This is a genomic window from Vibrio sp. FE10 (assembly GCF_030297155.1).
Lineage (GTDB): Bacteria > Pseudomonadota > Gammaproteobacteria > Enterobacterales > Vibrionaceae > Vibrio > Vibrio apostichopi.
In genome coordinates, this window is the sequence record NZ_AP028067.1 from 557,247 (window position 1) to 580,626 (window position 23,380).

Sequence of the window (23,380 nt, forward strand, 5' to 3'; positions counted from 1 at the left end):
TAATTAGTCACTCTTGGTTAACGAGTTACTTCGGCTTTAGCCTGTAATTAAAATTAGAGACGAGTTATTTAGCCTAATAACAGGCCAGACAATAATAAGCTAGACAAAGAAAAGCCCCATGCAGATAACTGCATGGGGCTTTTTATTGAATCATTGAAAGACGACTAGATTACTTGTTCTTAACGGCTTTCTTTTTCTTAGCGATTTTCTTTTTCTTAGCAATTTTTTGCTTCGCTACCGCTTTCTTGTCTTCTTTCTTCGGTTTCTTCTTCTTCGTTACCGCGGCTTTCTTATGCGTTGGGCGCATGCCTTCGATGAAGCGTTCTTTGATTGCATCTTCAGTGTAACGAGCCACACGTTCAATCATTAGCTGGTCGTGTGCTTCAATGATAGAAACCGCGTTACCTTTTTTACCTGCACGAGCCGTACGGCCGATACGATGTAGGTAGACATCTGCAGTACGTGGCATGTCGTAGTTAATAACGTGGCTCACATCTGGAAGGTCGATACCACGAGCTGCGACGTCAGTTGCCAGCAGTACGTTGATAGAACCATCGCGGAAACGAGAAATTGCGTTGTTACGACGATCTTGAGGCATTTCACCTTGGATCCATACACATGGGATCTGTGCGCTTTCTAGTTGAGCTCGCAGCTCACCTAGGCGGTCACGAGTCTTCAAGAAGATGATGCTACGTTCAGCTTGCTCTGTGATGATATGTTTTAGGATATCAAGCTTGTGCTTAGCTGAATCGGCGCGGTGATACCATTGAGTGATCTTCTTACGTTCACGCAATGATGATTTTGCATCGATCTCTGCTGGGTTTTTCAGAAGATCTTCAGTGAAACCTTCAATACCTTTACCTTCTAGCGTTGCTGAGAAAAGTAAAGTTTGTTTACGCCAGCGACATTCTGCTGATAAACGGTCCACAACCGGGCCAAAGCCCATATCTAGCATGCGGTCTGCTTCATCCAGAACTAACCATTCAATCGCACGACAATCGAAACGCTCACCTTCAATGTATTCCATCAGACGACCAGGTGTTGCCACCACGATATCTTGAGTCGTACTTAAGATGTCAGCGTGCTCTTGGTACATCACGCCGCCAGTGATCGTAAAGATATTTAGGCTGGTGTACTTAGCGAGCTCACGAGCTTGCTCGGTGATCTGCATTGCTAGTTCACGCGTTGGCGTCAGGATAAGCATACGTGCAGGACCTGACTTCTTACGTGGGAAGTCCAGTAGGTATTGCAGTGCTGGCAGTACAAATGAAGCTGTTTTACCGGTACCTGTTGGCGCAGAAGCCAAAACGTCTCTTCCATCTAACGCTTGTGGGATAGCTTCAGCTTGTATCTGTGTAGGGCGTTCGTAGCCCATTTCGTCAATTGCTTTAAGCAGCTCTTGGTTTAGATCGAGTTCTGCAAAGGTTCTGATCACTGTTGTTTCTCCACAAGCAATAAATGTTTCTGCTTCTAACAGCAGACGATAAAAAAGAGTAGTCGGACATTATAGAAGCATTAGTGATTAGGATCACATGGTATTTGCTACATCTTGAGATAAAAATCTTTAGTAAGTGCAATAAATGCCTCGCTATAACCACCATCACCATGGATTGTAAGCGATTCACACTGAAGATCTCGCTCACAAGCAGGATCTTTAGATAGTTCAAACAGGATTCTGCTTGGCGGTTTTTTGTCGGTTGTTTTCACATCAAGGCGTTTTGCTAGGTACCAACCACATTGTTGAGCCAGTTTAATAAAGCTTTCCCCTTCTGGCGTTGGCAGTATGAAGCTTGCGGTTGCACTCTCTGTTGTGAGTTCGAAACAGCGTTTAGCGAGTTCAAGATGATCCAAACTTGTTGTGTGTCTAGCGGTGGCCCTTTGACTTTGCTGTGCCTGCTCACCTGAATTGAAATAAGGGGGATTACAAATGATGGCATCAAATGCTTGAGGAAACTCGGCCGTTAAAATACTGCCTTGGTGAAGGCGAATACGATCTTGCCAAGGCGACTGTTCAATATTGATGGTCGCGGCATGGATCGCGTGCTGATCAATATCAATGGCCGAGATTAAGGCACCTTCGAAACGTTGAGCCGCCATCAAAGCTAATAATCCTGTGCCTGTCCCTATATCAAGTACCGACTCTTTTTCCGCAAGGTTAACCCATGCACCGAGTAGCACTCCGTCGGTACTGACAGGCATACCGCTCTGTCCACCGTAAATAGAGAATTTTTTGAAATCGAAGCTTTTGGTTTCTACCGTTTTGTCTTTCATGAATGTTCTGAGTATCGAGATATTTTAAGTGATTAGCTCTAATGTTAATAATTTGTATGAATCAATGTTCTGCTTGGAGAGCTATTGTTGTGAATTATGGTTAGTTTATAATTATGGCTATTTTTCTATATCCAGTGGAATCCACTGCTTTTTGTTCGTATATGCAAATTTATATGGTGTTTTTTTATGGTGACTTGCAGCTAGGCGAGCGTTTCGTCATTATGCGCGACTATTTTATAGATTGATTGGCAGCCTTGAGCTGTAACATTCATGTAAACACAACATAAATTCATAAATATAATTAAGGATTATCTGTGAAACAGAGTCTAAAACTAACAGATATAATGGCATTGGGCTTTATGCTTTTTGCGTTTTTCTTAGGTGCGGGTAACATCATCTTCCCACCTCTTGCTGGCCAATTGGCTGGTGACCACTTTCTTCCAGCGATGTCTGGTTTCCTGCTGACCGCCGTTGGTCTGCCGTTAATCACTATCGTCGCAGTTGCAGTGGCGGGTGGCTCTTGGGGTCATCTAACCAAAGACCTTCCTAAGCAAGCTGCAACTATCATGGCTGTGCTGATCTTCATCATTATCGGTCCTGCATTTGCTGCGCCTCGTACCGGTCTTGTTGCTTATGAGATGGCGGTGAAACCGTTCTTCATCGATGCCTCTCAAGCTCACCTCACTCTTTTTTCGATTGCATTTTTTGTGGTAGCGATGTTCTTCTCATGGTCGCAAGGTAAGCTTATCGACGTGATTGGTAAGGTCCTAACACCTGCACTATTCGTTGGTTTGGTTGTACTGGCGATCGCTGTATTCGTTAATCCTCAAGGCGATATTCTTGCGGCTCACGGTGAGTACATCACTCAGCCAATGACCAAAGGTTTCCTTGAAGGCTACAACACCATGGATACTTTTGCTTCTTTGATGTTTGGTATGCTGATTGTTGACGCGATTCGTAGCAAGGGCATTACTGACCGTGCAGCGACGACTAAGTATCTGATCAGCGCAGGTTGCATTGCAGCTGCTGGTCTAGCGTTTGTTTACATCTCTCTGTTCTTCCTGGGCGCAACAAGTGCAACAGTTGCAGCGGGTGCGGACAATGGCGGCGCTATCTTAAGCCTATACGTTCAATCTTTGTTTGGTCCTTCTGGTCAGCTAGTACTTTCTGTGATCGTACTATTGGCGTGTCTAACAACGGCGATTGGCCTTGTATCAGCATGTTCTGATTACTTCAGCTCGCTAACACCGCTGTCTTACAAGACTTGGGTAATCATCAATGGTGTAGCTTGTGCAACTGTAGCGAACGTTGGTCTTTCTCAGCTGATTTCTCTGTCTGTACCAGTCTTGTTTGCGCTTTACCCAGTAGCTATCGCTCTAGTAGCACTGACGTTCTTGCGTAGCCGTTTCCCTAATCCAAAAGCGGCTTACCGCGTGGTGGTATTAGTGTCACTGCTGTTTGCTCTTATTGATGGCGCTAAAGTAGCGGGTGTCGATGTGTCTGCACTTAAGATGCTGCCACTGTTTGAGATCGGTATGGGTTGGTTACTTCCAACTGCTGCTGCAATCATCTGTATGTTCTTTGTTGGTAAATCAACAGAGCAAGAGATGGCGGAAGAGACTATTTAATCTTCCGTTGAGATTAAATCGTTAGTCCGTATTCAATACAAAGTTGAATAGAAAAGGCCTCATTACTTCGCAGTAATGAGGCCTTTTTGTATCTAATCGATGATGTTCTTTCTGCCTGAAGCTCTTAGTTCTTAGCTCTGAACTCTAAGGCTGCAGAACTTAAAGCTTTTCGCTGTACTCTATGAGTACTTGTTCAACCCAAGTAGCGATGCGTTCGTCGCTGAGTTCGTACTGTGAATCTTCATCCAGAGCTAAACCAACAAATTGAGATTTGTCTTCCGTTAACGCTTTAGATGCTTCGAATTCGTAGCTGTCATCGTTTGGCCAGAAGCCGACAAACTCAGCGCCTGCGGTTTTCAGTTCATCATGCAATAGTCCCATCGCATCCAAGAACCACTCACCGTAGCCTTCTTGGTCGCCTAAACCAAACAGAGCCACAACCTTGCCTTTCATTGGCGTGGTTGCGATGTCTTCCCACAACTCATTCCAGTCTTCTTGAATTTCGCCGAAATCCCACGTTGAGATACCAAGCAGTAAAAGGTCGTAGTCCGCTATAAAAGAAAGAGGGGTTTCTTTCACGTTATGGATATCAACTAGGTCTTCACCAATAATGCCGCGAATTTTCTCTGCTGCCATTTCGGTATAGCAGGTGGTTGAGCCGTAAAATAATCCAATTTTCATAGCAAACGTTCGATTTTAATTTCAGATGGCGAATTCTAACCATAAATCGACTTCGATTGCAGCGATTATCCGCTCAAGTCGTAATTTTTATGGCATTCATATTTGCTCTGACATACTCTCAAAACAGTTTCCAATATTGTGAGTAACACTATGCAGTCGCCTCAAGGGCAGAGCGCAGACCACGGTCTCGTTGAGCAGTTTTTAGATGCTATGTGGATGGAGAGAGGGTTATCAGAGAATACACTCGTCTCTTATCGTACGGATTTATCCAAACTACTGACGTGGATGGAAAAGCACAATTATCGCCTCGATTTTATTAGCCTTTCAGGTCTACAAGACTATCAAGGTTGGTTAGCCGATGCCGATTTCAAGCAGACCTCTCGTGCACGTATGTTGTCTGCCATTCGTCGTTTGTTCCAGTATTTACATCGCGAGAAAGTAAGAGCCGACGATCCTAGTGCGCTGTTGATCAGCCCGAAACTGCCGAAGCGCTTACCGAAAGATCTAAGTGAAGAGCAAGTGGATTCGCTGCTTGAAGCGCCAGATCCAAACGACCCCATTGAGCTTCGCGATAAAGCGATGCTTGAGTTACTCTATGCAACCGGTTTGCGTGTTACGGAACTCGTTAGCCTGACCATGGAAAACATCAGCCTAAGACAAGGCGTGGTGCGTGTTATTGGTAAAGGTGGCAAAGAGCGCTTGGTGCCAATGGGCGAAAATGCGGTGGATTGGATAGAGACATTTATCGAGCAAGGTCGTCCACAATTGTTGGGTGATAATAGTTCGGATGTGGTTTTTCCAAGTAAACGAGCGAAGCAAATGACCCGTCAAACGTTCTGGTATCGTATCAAGCATTATTCGGTGATAGCGGGTATCGACACGGAATTATTGTCGCCACACGTATTAAGGCATGCTTTTGCAACGCATTTACTGAACTATGGCGCAGATCTCAGGGTCGTACAGATGTTGCTTGGGCATAGTGACTTATCGACAACCCAAATTTATACTCACGTGGCGACTGAAAGGCTGAAGCAAATTCACGCTCAGCATCACCCACGTGCTTAAATCCATTTATTTTTAAGGTGAACTTAATGAGCGTATTACGCCGTCTTCCTCTATTAGCGCTTCCTCTCATGATTACTGCATGTAATGCATCAGAAGCGAAAGTAGAACAAACATCAACAGCCGTAGAAGCTGCTTCAGCGCAAGCTGTTGATACAGCCGCGTTAACGAAGCGCTTTGAAAAAATCGGTATTAAGGTAGAGAAGATTGTTCCTTCAGATATCGATGGCCTGTTAGAAATTCAAACCAACAGCGGCATTATCTTCTCTTCTCCAAAGGGCGATCACTTTCTAGCGGGCACTCTTTACTCTTTGGATGACAACGGTAAGTTCAGCGATGTGTTGGCCGAGCGTCAAGCTCCGCTTAATGCTGAAAAGGTCGCGGCATTGTCAGATACGGTTATCGAATATAAAGCCGATAACGAAAAGTACGTTGTGACGGTGTTTACTGACATTACGTGTGGCTACTGTGTTCGTCTACACAGCCAAATGCAAGGCTATAACGATCTGGGTATTACCGTTCGTTACATGGCTTACCCACGTCAAGGTGCGACCGGACAAGTTGCCGACCAAATGGCAGCAATCTGGGCTTCTGACGATCCAAAAGCAGCGATGCACAGTGCTAAAGCAGAACGTAAAATGCCAGCAGCGGGCAAAGACCTTAGCGAGCAGAAGCAAATCATAGCGAAGCAGTATCAACTAGGCCGTGAGCTTGGTATTAACGGTACACCTGCTATCGTGCTAGCAAGTGGTGAGTTGGTGAGTGGTTACTTACCGCCTGTACAACTTCTTCAGCGTTTAGAGCAGTAAGCTGTATTCCGAGCAAATCAGTTTGGTATAGAACGGTATGATTTGCTCAGAGCGATGAGACTCGTTGAAAGTTATCTAACCTCATCGCTCGTTGTTTTAATTCCCCCACGTTTTTGATTTAAGGAGTGGCCTGATTGATATCGGGCCCATTTTTATATGATAGAGATCCAACGCCGCCCTGAGGTCGATACTTCAGTTTTACCTGCTCACTTACCTGACTTGTTAAAGCGCATTTATGTGAGTCGCGGAATCGACAGTGCAGAGCAACTGGAGACGGCTGCGAAAGGCTTACACTCCTATCAAAAACTGGGCGGTATCGATGCCGCGGTTGAACTGCTTTTCAATGCGATTAAGCTTCAGAAGCGCATTATCGTTGTCGGTGATTTTGATGCCGATGGCGCGACGAGTTCCGCTTTGTCAGTATTGGCACTGCGTATGCTGGGCAGTTCGAATGTCGATTACTTGGTACCAAACCGCTTTGAAGATGGCTACGGCTTGAGCCCGGAGGTTGTTGAACAAGCGATTGAGATTGGTGCCGAAGTGATCATGACCGTGGACAACGGTGTCTCGTCGATTGACGGTGTTCGCTTCGCTAAAGAGCAAGGCCTTGATGTGTTGGTTACCGATCATCACTTACCGGGTAATGAACTGCCAATCGCTGATGCGATGGTTAACCCCAACCTAGAAAGCTGTGCATTTCCTTCAAAAGCACTAGCGGGTGTGGGTGTGGCGTTTTACCTGATGATGGCGCTGTGTGTTCATATGCGTAAATTGGGTTGGTTCGCACAACATGGCATGACAGAACCTAAGTTGATGGAACTGATCGATTTGGTTGCGTTAGGTACCGTTGCCGATGTGGTACCACTCGATGAAAATAACCGTATCTTGGTTCATCAAGGTTTACAGCGTATCCGTGCAGGCAAAGCGCGCCCGGGTATTCAGGCCTTGATTGAAATTGCTAAGCGAGACGCTAAGCGTTTGGTCGCTTCTGATTTTGGTTTTGCACTCGGCCCGCGTATCAATGCGGCAGGCCGATTGGATGATATGTCGTTTGGTGTTGAGTTGTTGATGAGCAATAACATTCACGCCGCGCGTCGAATGGCCAGTGAGTTAGATGGCTTGAACCAGACACGTAAAGAGATCGAAGAGGGCATGAAACAAGAAGCGATGGCTTTTTGTGAGCGCCTTGAGTTTGGTAAAGACGATCTGCCTTCCGGTTTAGCCCTGTTCCAACGTGATTGGCACCAAGGTGTGATTGGTATTTTGGCTTCGCGTATCAAAGACAAATACCACCGCCCAGTGATTGCGTTCGCTGATGGTGGGGAAGGCAGTATCAAAGGTTCATGTCGCTCGATTCCGGGTTTGCACATGCGCGATGCGCTTGACCGAATCGATACTCAAAACCCAGGCTTGATCTTGAAGTTTGGTGGCCATGCGATGGCGGCCGGTTTGACCATTATGGAAAAAGACTTCGAGCGATTCAGCAAGATGTTTGATGATGTTGTGCGCAAAGAGCTCGGCGAGACGGCGCTGAAGGGCATCATCTTGTCTGATGGTGAACTGTTACCAGAAGAGTTCTCTATGCACACCGCTGAAACATTGCGTTCAGGTGGTCCTTGGGGGCAAGCGTTCCCTGAGCCAATCTTCGATGGTGAGTTCAAAGTACTGCATCAAAAATTGGTGGGTGAGAAACACCTTAAATTGATGCTAGAACCTTTATATAAAGGCCATCCAACCAATGTAATGATTGATGGTATTGCCTTCAACGTTGATTTACGTCGCTGGCCAGATGCGTCAGTGAAAACGGTCAATCTCGCATTTAAGCTGGATATCAACGAGTTTCGTGGCAACCAAACTTTGCAGTTGATGATTGACCATATTGAAGCGAAATAGTTGAAGCCAAATAGCGTTATCATTCACTAAATGATGTTCACCGTTTAGCCCCAAGTTCCACAAGCTCTGTTCAAAAACAGGGCTTGTTTTCTTTCTTTCCCTTATAAATCCTACGCCTTTTTTTAGCCTGTCAAATTTATATCCCACTAAGTTATTGAATCTTGGCTTTCCACTCTAAAAAATTCTGTATCTCCGTCACACTTTTGAGTACAATTCTTCGGTTAAATTCTACTCATAAATGATGAGCTAAAATGTTTGAAATCAATCCTATTAAAAACCGTCTGCAGGATGTGTCTGAACGCACAAATATCCTGAGGGGGTATCTTTGACTATGACGCTAAGAAAGAGCGTCTAGAAGAAGTAAACGCAGAATTAGAACAACCGGATGTATGGAACGAACCTGAGCGTGCACAAGCGCTAGGTAAAGAACGTTCTGCATTGGAAGCGGTAGTAGAAACGATCGACCAACTTGACCAAGGTGTTGAGGATGTTGAAGGTCTATTAGAGCTTGCGGTTGAAGAAGAAGACCAAGAAACGTTTGACGAAATTGAACCAGAACTGGCTGAGCTAGAAGCTAAGCTAGAAAAACTGGAATTCCGTCGTATGTTTGCTGGCGATCACGACGCATCAGATTGCTACATCGATTTACAGTCAGGCTCGGGCGGTACAGAAGCTCAAGACTGGACTTCAATGATGTTGCGCATGTACTTACGTTGGGCAGATTCGAAAGGCTTCAAGACTGAAGTTATCGAAGTGTCTGATGGTGATGTTGCTGGCCTTAAAGGCGCAACGGTACGTATTTCTGGTGAGTACGCTTATGGTTGGTTACGTACGGAGACCGGTGTTCACCGTCTAGTTCGTAAGTCACCATTTGATTCAAGTGGCCGTCGTCATACTTCATTTGCATCTGCGTTTATCTACCCAGAGATTGATGACAACATTACGATCGACATTAATCCTTCTGACTTACGTATTGACGTATATCGTGCCTCTGGCGCTGGTGGTCAGCACGTAAACACCACTGAATCGGCGGTACGTATTACTCACGTTCCAACCAACACAGTGGTTCAATGTCAGAATGACCGTTCGCAGCATAAGAACAAAGATCAAGCGATGAAGCAGCTACGTGCTAAGCTTTTTGAACTTGAGATTCAAAAACAAAATGCTGAAAAACAAGCGAGCGAAGAAACGAAATCAGACATCGGTTGGGGCAGCCAAATCCGCTCTTACGTACTGGATGATTCTCGTATCAAAGATCTGCGCACCGGCATCGAAAATCGCAATACTCAAGCGGTTCTTGACGGTGACTTAGACAAGTTTATTGAAGCTAGCCTGAAATCAGGTCTGTAAGCTTTACCAACTATTAAGCTTTACCAATAATATTGGTAAAAATGCCTATATTTGAAAAAATATAGCTGTCCAAATTATAAAAGCAGGGTACATCTCTAATGACTGATGCTGTTCAAAACGAAAACGCACAAGAAGCTTCTTCACCTGAAGAGAACAAACTAATCGCTGAGCGCCGCAGCAAGCTGGATCACATCCGCCTGAACTGCAAAGCTAACGGTCACCCAAATGATTTCCGTCGTGAGCACCTAGCTGGCGACCTTCAAGCGGAATTCGGTGAGAAGACTAAGGAAGAGCTAGAAGAGCTTAACCACATCGTTGCGATCGCTGGTCGTATTATGGCGAAGCGTGGTCCATTCCTTGCGATTCAAGAAACTTCTGGTCGTATCCAAGCATACGCAGCGAAAGACGTTCAAAAAGTACTAAAAGAGAAGTACCAAGGCCTAGATATCGGTGACATCATCGGTGTTAAAGGTGCGCTTCACAAGTCTGGTAAAGGCGACCTTTACGTGAACATGGAAGAGTTTGAATTGCTAACGAAAGCACTTCGTCCTCTGCCAGAGAAGTTCCACGGTCTAACTGACCAAGAGATGCGTTACCGTCAGCGTTACGTTGACCTAATCGTGAACGAAGACTCTCGTAACACATTCATCGTGCGTTCTAAGCTTGTGTCTTCAATCCGTAACTTCATGAGCTCAAAAGGCTACCTAGAAGTTGAAACGCCAATGATGCACGTGATCCCAGGCGGTGCAACAGCACGTCCATTCATCACTCATCACAATGCACTAGACATCGACATGTACCTACGTGTTGCACCTGAGCTTTACCTTAAGCGTCTAGTGGTTGGTGGTTTTGACCGTGTATTCGAGATCAACCGTAACTTCCGTAACGAAGGTCTGTCTCCACGTCACAACCCTGAATTCACAATGATGGAATTCTACCAAGCGTACTCTGACTACAAAGATCTAATGGATCTAACGGAAGAGATGCTAAGCACAGCCGCTATGGACGTTCTTGGTTCGACTTCTATGCCTTACGGCGACGAAACCGTTGAGTTCGGTGGCACTTACGCTCGCATGAGCATGTTCGATGCAATCAAACACTACACACCTGAAAATGCAAACATCCAAGCTCTGACTGAAGACGATCTTCAGAACAGAGAATTGATGGTTAAAATTGCAGAAGAAGTGGGCCTGTACGTTGAGAAGTTCTGGACATGTGGTCAGCTTCTTGAAGAGATCTTTGGTGAAACGGCTGAGCCTCAGCTAATTCAGCCAACGTTCATCACGGGTTACCCAGCGGACATTTCTCCACTGGCTCGTCGTAGCGACAGCAACCCATTCTTCACAGACCGTTTTGAGTTCTTCATCGGTGGCCGTGAAGTAGCGAACGGTTTCTCTGAGCTTAACGATGCACAAGACCAAGATGAGCGTTTCAAAGCACAAGTTAACGCGAAAGACGCGGGTGATGACGAAGCTATGTACTACGATGCAGACTACATTACTGCACTAGAGCACGGCCTACCGCCAACAGCGGGTCAAGGTATTGGTATCGATCGCCTAGCGATGCTATTTACTAACACGCACACAATCCGTGACGTGATCTTGTTCCCGGCGATGCGTCCTCAAGCGTAATTTTCGCTGACAGGCCGTAACAGCCGATTCAATTTTAAAGCCACCTTCGGGTGGCTTTTTCTGTTTATAAGTGTCCAAAACCTTGCCTGTACCGCACTCTTGATTCGAAAAATCATTATTTCTGACATAGTCTTACTATTGAGACAAAAAATCTAAGATAGTCTCACTACTATACGTCTCTGCGCTGAATACGATCTCGCGGCATTTTTGTCGAACGATGAAGCAGTGACTCGTATTAGCCTGATTTAAATAAAAATAGAATAAGGAAGAAGGATGGGAACTCAATTTAAGATGGATTCCTTACCAGGTTCTCTTATCGTCGTTGGTGGTGCGTACGAACCCTGGTTATCTGTATTAGAACAAGTGGGTTGGCAGTGTACCCAGTGTGCAGATTTACGAAAAGCCGATGCATTGATTGCTGACATAGGCCCATGCATTGGTATTGTGGACCTTAGCCATGATGAGTTCAGCCTAAATGGCATTGCAAACTTGGTGAGTAACAATAAGCAGGTTAGATGGCTCGCCTTTATCCGTGAATCGCAATTAAGCTCCGATACTATTTGCCAGTTTATCGTTAACTTCTGTATCGACTTTTTCACGGCACCCATTCCAGATGCACAGCTACTGAGTACCATAGGTCACCAGCTTGGTATGCTTAAGCTTGAGCAGAAAGTATGGCCAAACTACGGCATTAACAACAATATGGGCTTGCTGGGTGACTCGGTGGCAGTAAAGCGCCTAAGAGACCAAGTAAAGCGTATTGGGCCGACTGATGTCAGTATCTTAATTTATGGCGAGAGTGGGGCAGGCAAAGAGACGATTGCACGCTCTATTCATCAAAACTCTTCGCGCGCGCAAAAGCCATTTTTAACGGTCAACTGCCGAGCTCTGTCTGAGATGAGAATTGAGTCTGAAGTCTTTGGCATTTCAGCTCTGTCTGATGTTGCCCCTTGTATGTTGGAAGAGGCGGACGGTGGCACGATATTACTCAATGATGTGTTGGCGATGCCCCGCAATCAACAGTTGAATCTGTTGCGCTTCTTGCAAGAAGGGAAGGTAGAGACGGAGACTGGATCGAAATCGGTGGATGTTCGCATTCTGGCAGCTAACTCTTCTGATATTGAAAAGGCATTGATTGAGGGTGACTTCAATGAAGAGCTTTACCACTACATCAATGTTCTACGAATCCAGGTTCCGAGCTTAAAAGAGCGCGTTAGCGATATATCTGTGCTGGCTAATCACTTCTTACGTCAGTACTCGAAAGAGTTTAATGCTCAAGCCAAGAGCTTCTCTGATGAAGCGCTTCGGTCGATGAATCGTTATCACTGGCCGGGCAATGTCCGTGAGCTGATGAACCAAATCAAACGCGTTGTGTTGATGTCGGATTCGGTGATCATTGATGATCATCAGCTGGATTTACCAAAGCAAAATGATGAGCGCCGCAGCCTCAAAAGTATTCGTGAGCGTTCAGAGCGAGATGCGTTGCTGATTGTTCTGGAATCCTATGGTGGTCAAGTATCGTTGGCTGCTAAGGAACTTGGCGTTTCGCGCGCAACCATGTACCGATTGCTGAACAAACATAGCCTGATTTCTGAAGGTGTTGTTTAGCACTCTCAATGAATCGATTTTATCCGGTTAGTGTCAATCTAAGAGCCACGCATCATGCGTGGCTTTTTTTGTTACTCATCGCTATATCTTCCGGTTAGCAGTTGCTGGCTGATAGATTGAGCTATTGGATGTTAGGTCGTTAAGAGAGATATTCTGTGATTTTATATAATCATAGTGAATATGTTATATATAAAGTGATATGCAACTAATATTTTGGGTGAATCATTTGTTTTGAAATTGTTAATCAATTATCGGTTGAATAATATACTCACTTGGTTAGAATTTAACCGTGAAAGCAGCGTTTTAACAAAGACTTGTCTGCTTTTACTACCCCATTTCTTTTTGGATTTTTTAGTTAGTTTGGAGGCGCAAATGAAACATTTCGATTTTATACAGCATATTTGCGCGTCGTTTGATCCGTGTACTGACATGGTGACTGTTATGTCACAAGCATCAGCCATGGCCGATCGAAACACCCAAGATAAACCTAACTAATAGATCCGTACCCTTATTTGGCTGCGGAAAAATAGCAGCTAAGTGAGAAGCCCTCATACTATCTAGAACGCTATTTTTCCTCAGTTTATTCCGCAACTGGAGAGTTATTATGCGTCACTCAGTCTATTTAAAACTAGCAACAGTCCTTATCCGTGCAGACCTTCGTCGTGAAGAACGTGAATGGCAACGAAAAGTTCGTCGTAGTTCATATGATCTACCATGGAACAATACCCACTTATTGAGAGATATTGGCCTTGAAGCCGATGGTCGACCAATTGGTTTTTCTGAACCTGAAGTAGTCACGATTGAACGTCGAGTTCGTCATCTTCGTCGAGTCTTAAGCGCGCGAATACCGACGTAATCTTGTGGGGTGATAGCGCCTTTCACCCCTTAAGATAAATATCAGCGATGGTTATGGCGTCGAAAGCACAAGCTTTTGAACTGGATCTGGCCAAAAAAGAGAAGCACTTGCTTCTCTTTTTTGCTTTTTTAAGCCGTTATGTATGATTTTTTAAGTCGTTATCTAGTAAAGGAAAAGAGTTCTACTAAGCTTTATGTAGCAATGGAGGCAGGCTATGCAAAAGCATCAATTAGACATGTGGTTACATGGAGAGCATAAAGACTCTTATCAAACACCTAAAGTGTACGTTATTGGATGTTCCGATATCTCGGAATATCTATTGGCGGTGGAATATAAACACAAGCTGGAACCCGTTAAGCAAGACGGAGAACCACTTCACTTTGGATCCTTGGATCAAGTGAAAGAGGAGTTGCTCCGGCTAGGCTTTGAAAAGGCATACCTGCGTTTGCACAATGCGTATGACGAGTTTGGTAATGAACCAAGCCAAAGCTACTGCGATATAGAGCTAGCTCTAAAGCCGCATTAGAACGCCCCTGTAACACACGACAACCCATGCCATCCATTGCGTTAGTCATTGACGAAACAAGGATTAGCCGCTAGGCACAGTGGCTGTGAGCTACTTATGCGTAGTGTGTTGTGAGGAGGTTATGGGTGAACTGGGTTCGTAGATAGAAGCCACGAGGTTTGGTCTTGATAGGTTTTCCACTCGCACCATACGCTTCTGTTAACACTCGGCTGTTCGCTGCTTTTGGTCGTAAGTGCAATGCTTCTCCGTGCCTTGCTGTGATCTGCTCAACATTGCCTAACACGATCAACTCCATGAGCTCTTCCCAATCTCTTTTTAAGATCTCGTCTTCCGCTTGGGTTGGTGTCCAGAGTAGTGGGGATCCAACATGTCTCTCTGCTAGCGGGATCTCTCGCTCACCTTCAACGGGGATCCATAACACTTTAGACAGCTTGTTTCGGACGTGACTGGTTTCCCATGTTAATCCTTGCACTCCCATTAGCGGTGCTACGCAGACAAAGGTCGTTTCTAAAGGCTTGCCAGAATAACCAATAGGAATACTTTTTAGTTCGATGCCTAACTTAGCAAAATCTTGCTCTGGTTTACTGCCTGCTGCTGCACCCAAATGCCATTCTAATAGTTGTCCAACCCAGCCTTTATCGCGCTTAAGATCGTTTGGCATGATCATTTCAGCTTCATCCGCGAGCTCTTTGAATGTCATTCCGGCGATAGCATACGCTCTGTCTAAGAGCTCTTGTTGTGTTTGTGGTTCTGGTTTCATAATAAAAGGCATGATCAAAAAAATGATTTTATCAGAAGTTACCACCAAATGCCGACTGGTTAAGAAATGATCTCATTGCTATAAAAGGGATCAAACTCATGGTTATCCACAGGTCATGAAGGTAATTAATTGAAATATTAATTTGGTGTATAAATAAACAGGGGTTTATAGTGGATAAAATGCTTGCTAAATGGGGTTCAAAATGAATCTTTGACCCACCAGTGTGGATAAGCAGCGGAGTGGTTGATCTTTAACCACGTTTGGTTTTGAAAAGATCTTTTGGTTTTTGAAGATTGTTTATTTTATGATTTTGTTTTTAAATTTATGATTTTATGTGTTTTTTATTGTTAATGGCGAGAGGGCTACTTTCGGTGTTGATGAATGTATGGATTAAAAAAAACGATTGCGGGTAATTCTTCACATAGTTATTCACAGAAAAGGTGAATAAATGTGGTCTATGTCTCACTCTTGTGTGGGTAACTAAGATTTGAGCAAAACTTATCCATATTCTTAGTTAATATTCATAAATATAGCGCTTGTCACGTCACTAAGTTTGCTCCAATTGGGGATATGTGGAAAAATCAGTGTAATTAAAAATTTAGATAGAGGTTGGCCAGTGATAGATGGCGATGGTTACCGATTAAATGTTGGTATTGTAATCTGTAACAACCATGGTCAGGTCTTCTGGGCTAAACGATACGGGCAACATTCATGGCAATTCCCTCAAGGGGGAATAGATGAAGGTGAAACTCCGGAACAGGCAATGTACCGCGAGTTGTATGAAGAGGTTGGCCTTACAAAAAAGGATGTAAAAATCGTCGCGACAAGTCGTCATTGGTTACGCTATAAGCTACCCAAACGACTGGTTCGGTGGGATTCGAAACCTGTCTGTATTGGACAAAAACAGAAGTGGTTCCTTTTGCGCTTAGATTGCGATGAATCGCATATCAATATGCAGCGTGGAAGTACACCTGAGTTTGATGGTTGGCGTTGGGTGAGTTACTGGTACCCAGTTCGACAAGTTGTTTCTTTCAAGCGAGATGTTTACCGTCGAGCGATGAAAGAATTCGCATCTTTAGCAATGCCGTTTAAAGAGCGAAAAACAAAAGGAAAACGCAAATTGCGTAGAGGTTAAGCATGCTCAGCCAACTAAGGGAAATAGTTGAACACGTATCAAGAGTTGAAGATGTGTCGACGGCTCTTGATATTTTGGTGAAAGAGACATGCAGTGCGATGCAGACAGAGTGCTGCACCGTGTATCTAGCGAATAATGATATGCAGCGCCTTGAGTTGATGGCAACTCAAGGCCTGATCTTCGAAGGGAATAGTATTCACATTGGTTTTGACGAAGGCTTAGTTGGCCTTGTTAAAAGAAGTGCTGAGCCTATTAACCTTGCACAGGCATCTGCTCACCCAGCTTATAAGTTTTTTCCAGAACTAGGAGAAAGTGTTTACCACTCTTTTCTAGGCACTCCGATTATCCATCGCAAGCAAGTGCTTGGCGTTTTGGTTATTCAACAGAAATCTCCTCGTTTATTCAGTGAAATGGAAGAGTCTTTCCTTGTCACTCTCTCAGCTCAACTTGCGGTTATTGTGGCGCATGCCCAAACTCAAGGCCATTGGCTTCTTGAGCAACAAAAGCTGCCTGCGATTAAAGGTATTGCTGCATCATCCGGTGTCGCTATCGGTGATTTATGGTGGGACAACACCCAACCTGAATTAACCGATGTTTACCCGGCATCGACGCTCAACGTTGAAAGAGAGCATGAGTTGTTGGCGGTTGCGGTCGAAAATGCCCTCAACGATTTCAAGCGCATGCGTAAGCGCCTAGACAGTGAAATCAACAAAGATGCGTTGGCGATCTTTGACTTGTTTACTCACTTACTCAACGACCCTATGTTGCGTAAGGATCTGAAAAGCCAAATTCAGAAAGGTGATAAAGCCGATTGGGCATTAAGACAGGTTGTTGAGAGCTACTCGAATCGCTTTGCCCGTATGTCTGATGTCTACCTTCGAGAGAGGGCGCAAGACATTCGCGAGCTGGGTCAAAGGCTGCTTTATTTCCTTCATAACTCAGAGCACGAGCTGCGGACGCTAGATAAACCGATTGTCTTGGTGGTGCGTGAGTTAACGGCTTCAGTCTTAGCGTCGATTCCAAAAGAAAAATTGTTGGCGGTGGTCTCGCTTGAAGGGGCGGCTAACTCACACGCGGCTATTTTATCTCGCGCGTTAGGCATTCCCTCGGTTATGGGAGTAAACCTTAATCTGGCTCAAGCCAATGGCAAACAAGCGATTGTTGATGGTTACAGCGGTGAAATCTTTATTGAGCCGACTCAGAGCCTACTGAGCGAATACCAAGGGCTAATTCTAGAAGAGAGTGAGCTCTCCTCTATGGTTAACCGAGAATTGTACTTACCTGCAAAAACCCAAGATGACCGACAAGTCGAGATCTTGCTTAATGCGGGCTTAAGTGCCGACACCAATATTGCGATCAACCAAGGGGTGGATGGCGTAGGCCTGTATCGAACAGAAATCTCTTTCTTGCTGCAGCAGAGATTTCCGTCAGAAGACGAACAGTTCAAGCAGTATCGATCTGTGCTCGCGAGTTACCCAGAGAAGCAAGTCGTGATGCGAACTTTAGATATTGGTGGTGATAAGGCGTTACCTTACTTCCCAATAGAAGAAGACAATCCATTCCTTGGCTGGCGTGGTATTCGTTTTACGCTCGATCACCCCGACATCTTTATTATCCAATTGCGTGCGATGTTACGTGCGAGTTGTGATAGCCAGAACTTGAGTATCTTGTTGCCGATGATCTCTAGCACTCAAGAACTGGATGACACTGTTCAACTCATCGAGCAAGCCTACGATGAAGTGCATGAGCTCGACAGTCGAGTTCGTATGCCGCGTATCGGTATCATGATTGAAGTGCCATCAATGCTTTACCTTCTTCCGCTGATTGCGGATAAAGTTGATTTCGTTTCGGTGGGCACCAATGATTTAACTCAATATTTATTGGCGGTTGATCGGAACAATTCCCGCGTCTCTGATGTCTATGAATCCATGCACCCTGCAGTGATCATGGCATTGAAACACATTCATGATACTTGTAAGCAATATCAATTGCCTGTGTGTATATGTGGAGAGCTTGCGGGTGATCCAATGGGCGCTTTGCTCTTGATTGGATTAGGGTATGAGACGTTAAGTATGAATACCTCAAATGTCGCAAGGACTAAGTATTTGATTCGTCAATCTAAGCTTAGTGAACTGCAAGATTTGGCAAATGAGGCGCTATCAAAACCGTATGGAAGTGACATCTATAGTATGATGCTCAACTATTTCGAAGAGCGTGAATTTACAGGCTTCATTCGAGCGGGTAAAAAATAGGATTTAACGTGTCATACGAACTCATTGGCTTGTTAGCAGGCCTTGGTGCTGTTGTTGGTGTTTTAGCTGGTTTGCTGGGCATTGGTGGTGGTTTGCTGGTGGTTCCAGCCTTACTGTTTTTGCTTCCTAAAGCGGGTATTCCTCAAGAGTTTGCAATGCAGATGGCGTTAGCGACCTCGTTATCAACCATCATTGTTACGTCAGGGTCTTCTGCGATTAATCACCTAAAACTCGGCAACGTCGAGATCTTTGTTGTTAAGTGGTTGATGCCTGGAGTCGTGGTCGGTGGCTTCCTAGGTTCTTTCATCGCAGACGTTATTCCCGCGCAATATCTGCCGAAGGTGTTTGGTGTGATTGTCTTGGTACTGGCGTTGCAAATGCTGCTATCGATTCGTTCAACTAGCCAAAAAGTAATGCCTAGCTCGGCGAAGACGATGATGTATGGCGGCGGAATTGGTGTGGTATCGAGCTTAGCCGGTATCGGTGGAGGCTCTTTATCTGTACCTTTCCTGAATCATCACGGTGTGGAAATGCGCAAAGCCGTCGGTTCTTCTTCAGTATGCGGTTGTGTCATTGCGATTTCAGGAATGCTTGGATTTATTTGGCATGGTTCATCGGTTAACGATTTACCCGCTTTCAGTTTAGGTTACGTTTATCTACCCGCTCTGGTTGCGATATCTTGCACCTCAGTGTTGACCACTCGAATTGGCGCTAAGTTGGCGACTCAACTGCCAACGCCAGTGTTGAAAAAATTCTTTGCGGTATTTTTAATGTTTATAGCATCGATGATGCTGCTGTAGTGTATTTCTCCGTTGGTTGTTTTACTGAGCTGCTTAACTTCAGTGAAGTAACTACCCCATTGTTTATTATTTAGATAGAGAGCCAAGTATGTCTCAGGGTTTTATCGAATTCCCAAATATCGATCCTGTTCTTATTGAACTAGGACCAATCTCAGTTCGTTGGTATGGCCTAATGTACCTGGTCGGTTTTATGTTTGCGCTTTGGTTAGCAAACCGCCGAGCTGATCAACCGGATAGTGGTTGGACTCGAGAGCAAGTATCAGATCTGCTGTTTGCTGGCTTCCTTGGTGTGGTGCTTGGTGGTCGTATTGGCTATGTGCTTTTCTACAACTTTGACCTTTTCTTAGCAGACCCACTTTACCTCTTTAAGGTATGGACCGGCGGTATGTCTTTCCACGGTGGTTTACTTGGTGTTATCACTGCGATGTTCTGGTATGCGAAAAAGAACGGTCGAACCTTCTTTGGTGTCGCAGATATGATCGCGCCATTGGTTCCATTTGGTTTGGGCATGGGTCGTTTAGGTAACTTCATGAACAGCGAGCTTTGGGGCCGTGTGACTGATGTGCCATGGGCAATCGTATTCCCGAATGGTGGTCCACTTCCTCGTCACCCATCTCAACTTTACGAGATGGCGCTTGAAGGCATTGTGTTGTTCTTCATCTTGAACTGGTTTATCAAAAAGCCGCGTCCTCTTGGTTCTGTATCAGGATTATTCCTAGCAGGATATGGTACATTCCGTTTCTTAGTCGAATACGTACGTGAACCAGATGCTCATCTTGGCTTGTTCGGCGGATTTATCTCGATGGGACAAATCCTGTCATTGCCAATGGTTGTCATCGGTGTGCTGATGATGGTTTGGGCATACAAACGCGGTCACTACAAAGACGAATTACCACAACAAACGAAGTAAGGAATTGGTGTGAAACAGTATTTAGATCTCTGTCAGCGTATCGTTGATGACGGTACTTGGATTGAAAATGAACGCACGGGCAAGCGCTGCCTAACTGTGATCAATGCTGACCTTGAATATGATGTTGGTAATAACCAATTCCCACTGGTAACAACGCGTAAGAGCTTTTGGAAAGCAGCAGTTGCTGAACTGCTTGGCTATATCCGTGGTTACGATAACGCTGAAGATTTTCGCAAGCTAGGGACTAAAACTTGGGATGCGAATTCGAACCTGAACGAAGCATGGCTGAATAACCCTTACCGTAAGGGTGAAGACGACATGGGCCGTGTTTACGGCGTTCAAGGACGTGCATGGGCAAAACCTGATGGCGGTCATATCGACCAACTGAAGAAGATTGTTGATGATCTAACGAACGGTATTGATGACCGTGGCGAGATCTTAAACTTCTACAACCCAGGCGAGTTCCACATGGGTTGTTTACGCCCGTGTATGTACAGCCACCACTTCTCTCTGCTTGGTGACACTCTGTACCTAAACAGTACTCAGCGCTCTTGTGACGTACCTTTAGGCCTGAATTTCAATATGGTTCAAGTGTATGTGTTCCTCGCTATCATGGCGCAGATCACCGGCAAGAAAGCGGGTGTGGCTTACCACAAACTTGTTAACGCTCACATCTATGAAGATCAACTTGCACCAATGCGCGATATTCAGTTGAAGCGTGAGCCTCTAGCGGGTCCTACATTCCATATCAATCCTGAAATTAAGTCTCTAGAAGATTTAGAAACGTGGGTGACGATGGATGACTTCTGGATTGAAGGTTACGAATGCCACGAAGCGATTAAGTACCCATTCTCGGTGTAACCTAATTAGCTTTGTTTGATTGAAAGGCTGCCTCTGTGCAGCCTTTTTTATTTGTTATGCTTGGGTTGCTTACTATTTGTAAAACCAATAATCTTGTGTGGTCTTTTCTAACTACAGAACTACTATGACTCGCTCGCATTGCTTTGTATTGCAACACGACTTTCCTATTGCTTTCTACCCTGACAAAAATCAGTTGGTGGTTGATAGTGAAGCGATTCATTTAGAGCCATTACAGGCAAAGTTGCTCAGCTATTTCATCGAAAATCGCGGGCAAGTCGTGAGTACTCAACAGATAGCTGCTGATGTGTGGCAAAGAACTCAAGTGTCTGACAACTTGGTCAGGCAAGTCATCAGCTTACTGCGCAGTCAGCTTCAGGATAAGTCACGTCCGTATCGCATTATTCAGACTATTCCTAAGCAAGGTTACCTGTTCGATGTTGAGGTGACTCAGCCGAGTGTCGAATCAATTCCCGTCGAGAACGCCTCCCAACCTAAAGCTCTTGTCGCTAAGTCCAAAAAGAAAACCATCGCCCTGATTGCAACCGCAGTATTCTCGCTTGGCTTGATAGCAACTTGGGTATGGAAAATCAACGTCCCAACCAATGACACTACGGTTATTTCAGCCCATCAAAGTGATGTGATTCCCGTTTATATCCATGACATAACACTCGATTCTGCGAACGATTATGAGATGTCAGAAAGCGTCTACAACTATCTCTTCTATGGACTGAATTCGGCTAAAAACTTATCGGGTTACCATTTCTCTCAGCTTTCGAAGCAGAGTAAGCAATCACTTGCTAACAAGGGTGTTGAACTTAAAAGTTGGCTGAAACAGAAGGACGACGGTTATGTACTGAGCGTACTTGTGCAAAACAATCGCCAACCGAATCAAAGTCAGAAAGTGGAAAAGACCTTTAGCCAAGATAACTTCTTTGACGCTATTGGAGATGTCATTCTCGAGATCAAAGCCATTATTGCGCCAATGAATGCAGAGTACGGAGTGGCAAGCCATCGAGTGACTTCTATTGATAACTACGATGATTGGAGTGTTATTTCTGAGGGGATATCGTTGTTCTACCAAGGTAAAGGTGGTCAGCCATTTGAGGAAATAGCATTTCAGTTGGATACGATTCAACAACAAGGGCGAGATAATTATCTGGTTAATGCTTTACTGTCGTATTCGCAATCTTTGGCTTATTTACAAAGTCATGAGCAAGAAGATCGTGAACAAGCACTGCTATTGGCAAAGCAAGCCTTCGAGATGAACCCGCGTTGCGATATTGCCAACCTTACCTTAGGTCTTGCACTGCTAATCAACCAACATGCTAATCAAGCCTTCCCTTATCTCTCTTACGCTGCTGAAAGCACACCGAGCCCTATCAGCTTTTATCTGCTCAGCGTGGCTGACAAGTTGTCGGACAATCCCAAAGGGTCACAGTACAACTATCAGCGCTATACCGAAGTAAAAAAAGAACATACCGGTCAACTGTTTGATCTTATTGAATCTTTATAAAAAACAAACCTTTCCTAAACCACAAAATATGCTTTCAAGTGAAGGTATTGAGTGACAGCTAATGGCTACGGTATTTCCGCAAGGTTTCCTTGTGCTAACAGGCTTCTCAACATGTTTGATTATTGTTTGGACTTAGGCTCGATTGCCTTGCATCAAGCGTAAAAACATCGACTTCCACATACTGGTAACCAAATCATTTAATATTTGGGGTACACACATGTTGAAGAAGTTTGCTTTTCAGATCATTCCAATTCAGATCTTCTTATTCGTCTTTTGGTTCAAGAATGGCTTTATCGATAAAGTGATGGGCGTTTTATTGGGTATTGTTACGCCTGATTCCGCTTATGCAGGGGACACTTGGGCTGGCTGGAAAGGCTATATTGTCGGCACTTGGGATAAGAGCCAAGTCGGTCATGTTTTACTGAGCCCTACGTTCGATTTTATGTTTCCTATTCTGATTGCTTTGCAATGTTTACCCTTTTTATTGGTACTTCGCTCGGTGGTCGCAGGTGAGTTCATGGCAGGTAAAGAACGCCCGTGGTTACTCTATGCAGCTTTTTCTTCTCTGTTCGTGACAAGTTGTATGGCATTTACGCAAACCATGACAGGTGCAAGCGATGGGCAGTACTTATGGCAGTTTATCGGCTTTAGCATGGTTGCCATTATGTACCTGCGTAATGAGCAAGGTAAGTAAGCGTTTTTTTAGATGCGAGATAAGGGTAGATAGATGCGAGATACGAAGATCAAAAGCCCCCGTCATTCCCTAGACTGACGAAGAAAGGAGTAGGGAATCTCTGGGTGTTGTGTGTTGGGTAGATTCCCTATCACGCTCGT

At 44.8% G+C, this 23,380-nt stretch carries 20 protein-coding genes; 16 read left to right on the forward strand and 4 right to left on the reverse strand.

Going from position 1 to position 23,380, the window contains the following annotated elements:
* Nucleotides 1–169 precede the first annotated feature (169 nt).
* On the reverse strand, nt 170–1,435 hold the full coding sequence (gene srmB / locus QUF19_RS02510) for an ATP-dependent RNA helicase SrmB (protein WP_054542689.1): 1,266 nt from the start codon (nt 1,433–1,435) through the stop codon (nt 170–172).
* Nucleotides 1,436–1,542: 107 nt separating this feature from the next.
* Entirely contained in the window at nt 1,543–2,271 is a 729-nt protein-coding gene (locus tag QUF19_RS02515) for a tRNA1(Val) (adenine(37)-N6)-methyltransferase (protein ID WP_286295587.1), read from the reverse strand.
* Nucleotides 2,272–2,585: 314 nt separating this feature from the next.
* On the opposite strand from QUF19_RS02515, the gene brnQ reads away from it, so the two are divergent.
* Nucleotides 2,586–3,899 carry a branched-chain amino acid transport system II carrier protein gene (brnQ, locus tag QUF19_RS02520; protein ID WP_102434692.1) on the forward strand — a complete coding sequence of 438 codons (1,314 nt, stop codon included), beginning with the start codon at nt 2,586–2,588 and terminating at the stop codon, nt 3,897–3,899.
* A 159-nt stretch (nt 3,900–4,058) separates the two neighbouring features.
* Here the strand turns inward: brnQ and fldB are convergent, their stop codons facing one another.
* Nucleotides 4,059–4,580 (reverse strand): flavodoxin FldB, encoded by a 522-nt coding sequence (gene fldB, locus QUF19_RS02525; protein WP_286295588.1) that lies wholly within the window; start codon nt 4,578–4,580, stop codon nt 4,059–4,061.
* 150 nt (nt 4,581–4,730) lie between these two features.
* On the opposite strand from fldB, the gene xerD reads away from it, so the two are divergent.
* The 8 genes from xerD (at nt 4,731) to QUF19_RS02565 (ending at nt 14,315) form a co-directional block, all read left to right on the forward strand.
* Complete coding sequence (gene xerD, locus QUF19_RS02530; protein WP_065105633.1) at nt 4,731–5,645, forward strand: site-specific tyrosine recombinase XerD; 915 nt, start codon at nt 4,731–4,733, stop codon at nt 5,643–5,645.
* Between the two features lie 26 nt (nt 5,646–5,671).
* Entirely contained in the window at nt 5,672–6,451 is a 780-nt protein-coding gene (locus tag QUF19_RS02535; protein ID WP_286295589.1) for a thioredoxin fold domain-containing protein, read from the forward strand.
* A gap of 156 nt (nt 6,452–6,607) precedes the next feature.
* Nucleotides 6,608–8,344: a single-stranded-DNA-specific exonuclease RecJ gene (gene recJ / locus QUF19_RS02540; RefSeq protein ID WP_286295590.1), complete on the forward strand. Its 1,737-nt coding sequence runs from the start codon at nt 6,608–6,610 to the stop codon at nt 8,342–8,344.
* Nucleotides 8,345–8,595: 251 nt separating this feature from the next.
* A protein-coding gene (prfB, locus tag QUF19_RS02545) for a peptide chain release factor 2 (protein ID WP_102550771.1) occupies nt 8,596–9,694 on the forward strand; the annotation gives its coding sequence in 2 pieces (ribosomal slippage) (nt 8,596–8,670 and nt 8,672–9,694; 1,098 coding nt in all).
* Nucleotides 9,695–9,792: 98 nt separating this feature from the next.
* A complete protein-coding gene (lysS, locus tag QUF19_RS02550) occupies nt 9,793–11,325 on the forward strand; it encodes a lysine--tRNA ligase (RefSeq protein WP_017110548.1) in 1,533 nt (510 codons plus the stop codon).
* 273 nt (nt 11,326–11,598) lie between these two features.
* Entirely contained in the window at nt 11,599–12,933 is a 1,335-nt protein-coding gene (vpsR, locus tag QUF19_RS02555) for a cyclic-di-GMP-binding transcriptional regulator VpsR (protein ID WP_286295591.1), read from the forward strand.
* Between the two features lie 604 nt (nt 12,934–13,537).
* On the forward strand, nt 13,538–13,789 hold the full coding sequence (locus QUF19_RS02560; protein ID WP_004735015.1) for a hypothetical protein: 252 nt from the start codon (nt 13,538–13,540) through the stop codon (nt 13,787–13,789).
* A gap of 214 nt (nt 13,790–14,003) precedes the next feature.
* Nucleotides 14,004–14,315, forward strand: a complete 312-nt coding sequence (locus QUF19_RS02565) for a DUF6482 family protein (protein WP_004735016.1) — start codon at nt 14,004–14,006, stop codon at nt 14,313–14,315.
* Nucleotides 14,316–14,409: 94 nt separating this feature from the next.
* On the opposite strand, the gene mutH is transcribed toward QUF19_RS02565, so the two are convergent.
* A complete protein-coding gene (gene mutH, locus QUF19_RS02570) occupies nt 14,410–15,075 on the reverse strand; it encodes a DNA mismatch repair endonuclease MutH (RefSeq protein ID WP_050546301.1) in 666 nt (221 codons plus the stop codon).
* Nucleotides 15,076–15,691: 616 nt separating this feature from the next.
* Between mutH and rppH the strand changes: the two genes are divergently transcribed.
* From rppH to QUF19_RS02605, 7 genes are all read left to right on the forward strand, one after another.
* A complete protein-coding gene (rppH, locus tag QUF19_RS02575) occupies nt 15,692–16,210 on the forward strand; it encodes an RNA pyrophosphohydrolase (protein ID WP_009848435.1) in 519 nt (172 codons plus the stop codon).
* Between the two features lie 2 nt (nt 16,211–16,212).
* Nucleotides 16,213–18,462, forward strand: a complete 2,250-nt coding sequence (gene ptsP / locus QUF19_RS02580) for a phosphoenolpyruvate--protein phosphotransferase (RefSeq protein ID WP_286295592.1) — start codon at nt 16,213–16,215, stop codon at nt 18,460–18,462.
* Nucleotides 18,463–18,470: 8 nt separating this feature from the next.
* Complete coding sequence (locus tag QUF19_RS02585) at nt 18,471–19,262, forward strand: sulfite exporter TauE/SafE family protein (protein WP_065105635.1); 792 nt, start codon at nt 18,471–18,473, stop codon at nt 19,260–19,262.
* An 88-nt stretch (nt 19,263–19,350) separates the two neighbouring features.
* The gene (gene lgt / locus QUF19_RS02590; RefSeq protein WP_161686305.1) at nt 19,351–20,172 is read left to right on the forward strand and encodes a prolipoprotein diacylglyceryl transferase; all 822 of its coding nucleotides are present in this window, start codon (nt 19,351–19,353) and stop codon (nt 20,170–20,172) included.
* A gap of 9 nt (nt 20,173–20,181) precedes the next feature.
* Nucleotides 20,182–21,033: a thymidylate synthase gene (locus tag QUF19_RS02595; RefSeq protein WP_286295593.1), complete on the forward strand. Its 852-nt coding sequence runs from the start codon at nt 20,182–20,184 to the stop codon at nt 21,031–21,033.
* A gap of 124 nt (nt 21,034–21,157) precedes the next feature.
* Entirely contained in the window at nt 21,158–22,546 is a 1,389-nt protein-coding gene (locus QUF19_RS02600; protein ID WP_286295594.1) for a winged helix-turn-helix domain-containing protein, read from the forward strand.
* 217 nt (nt 22,547–22,763) lie between these two features.
* On the forward strand, nt 22,764–23,240 hold the full coding sequence (locus QUF19_RS02605; protein WP_286295595.1) for a hypothetical protein: 477 nt from the start codon (nt 22,764–22,766) through the stop codon (nt 23,238–23,240).
* Nucleotides 23,241–23,380: the final 140 nt, after the last annotated feature.

Bases quoted from the DNA above. Each gene is read 5' to 3' on its own strand.
- QUF19_RS02600 (WP_286295594.1), top strand. From the start codon at position 21,158: ATGACTCGCTCGCATTGCTTTGTATTGCAACACGACTTTCCTATTGCT.
- ptsP (WP_286295592.1), top strand. From the start codon at position 16,213: ATGCTCAGCCAACTAAGGGAAATAGTTGAACACGTATCAAGAGTTGAA.
- lgt (WP_161686305.1), top strand. From the start codon at position 19,351: ATGTCTCAGGGTTTTATCGAATTCCCAAATATCGATCCTGTTCTTATT.
- lysS (WP_017110548.1), top strand. From the start codon at position 9,793: ATGACTGATGCTGTTCAAAACGAAAACGCACAAGAAGCTTCTTCACCT.
- vpsR (WP_286295591.1), top strand. From the start codon at position 11,599: ATGGGAACTCAATTTAAGATGGATTCCTTACCAGGTTCTCTTATCGTC.
- recJ (WP_286295590.1), top strand. From the start codon at position 6,608: ATGATAGAGATCCAACGCCGCCCTGAGGTCGATACTTCAGTTTTACCT.
- QUF19_RS02560 (WP_004735015.1), top strand. From the start codon at position 13,538: ATGCGTCACTCAGTCTATTTAAAACTAGCAACAGTCCTTATCCGTGCA.
- fldB (WP_286295588.1), bottom strand. From the start codon at position 4,580: ATGAAAATTGGATTATTTTACGGCTCAACCACCTGCTATACCGAAATG.
- QUF19_RS02605 (WP_286295595.1), top strand. From the start codon at position 22,764: ATGTTGAAGAAGTTTGCTTTTCAGATCATTCCAATTCAGATCTTCTTA.
- mutH (WP_050546301.1), bottom strand. From the start codon at position 15,075: ATGAAACCAGAACCACAAACACAACAAGAGCTCTTAGACAGAGCGTAT.
- QUF19_RS02515 (WP_286295587.1), bottom strand. From the start codon at position 2,271: ATGAAAGACAAAACGGTAGAAACCAAAAGCTTCGATTTCAAAAAATTC.
- QUF19_RS02565 (WP_004735016.1), top strand. From the start codon at position 14,004: ATGCAAAAGCATCAATTAGACATGTGGTTACATGGAGAGCATAAAGAC.
- xerD (WP_065105633.1), top strand. From the start codon at position 4,731: ATGCAGTCGCCTCAAGGGCAGAGCGCAGACCACGGTCTCGTTGAGCAG.
- QUF19_RS02535 (WP_286295589.1), top strand. From the start codon at position 5,672: ATGAGCGTATTACGCCGTCTTCCTCTATTAGCGCTTCCTCTCATGATT.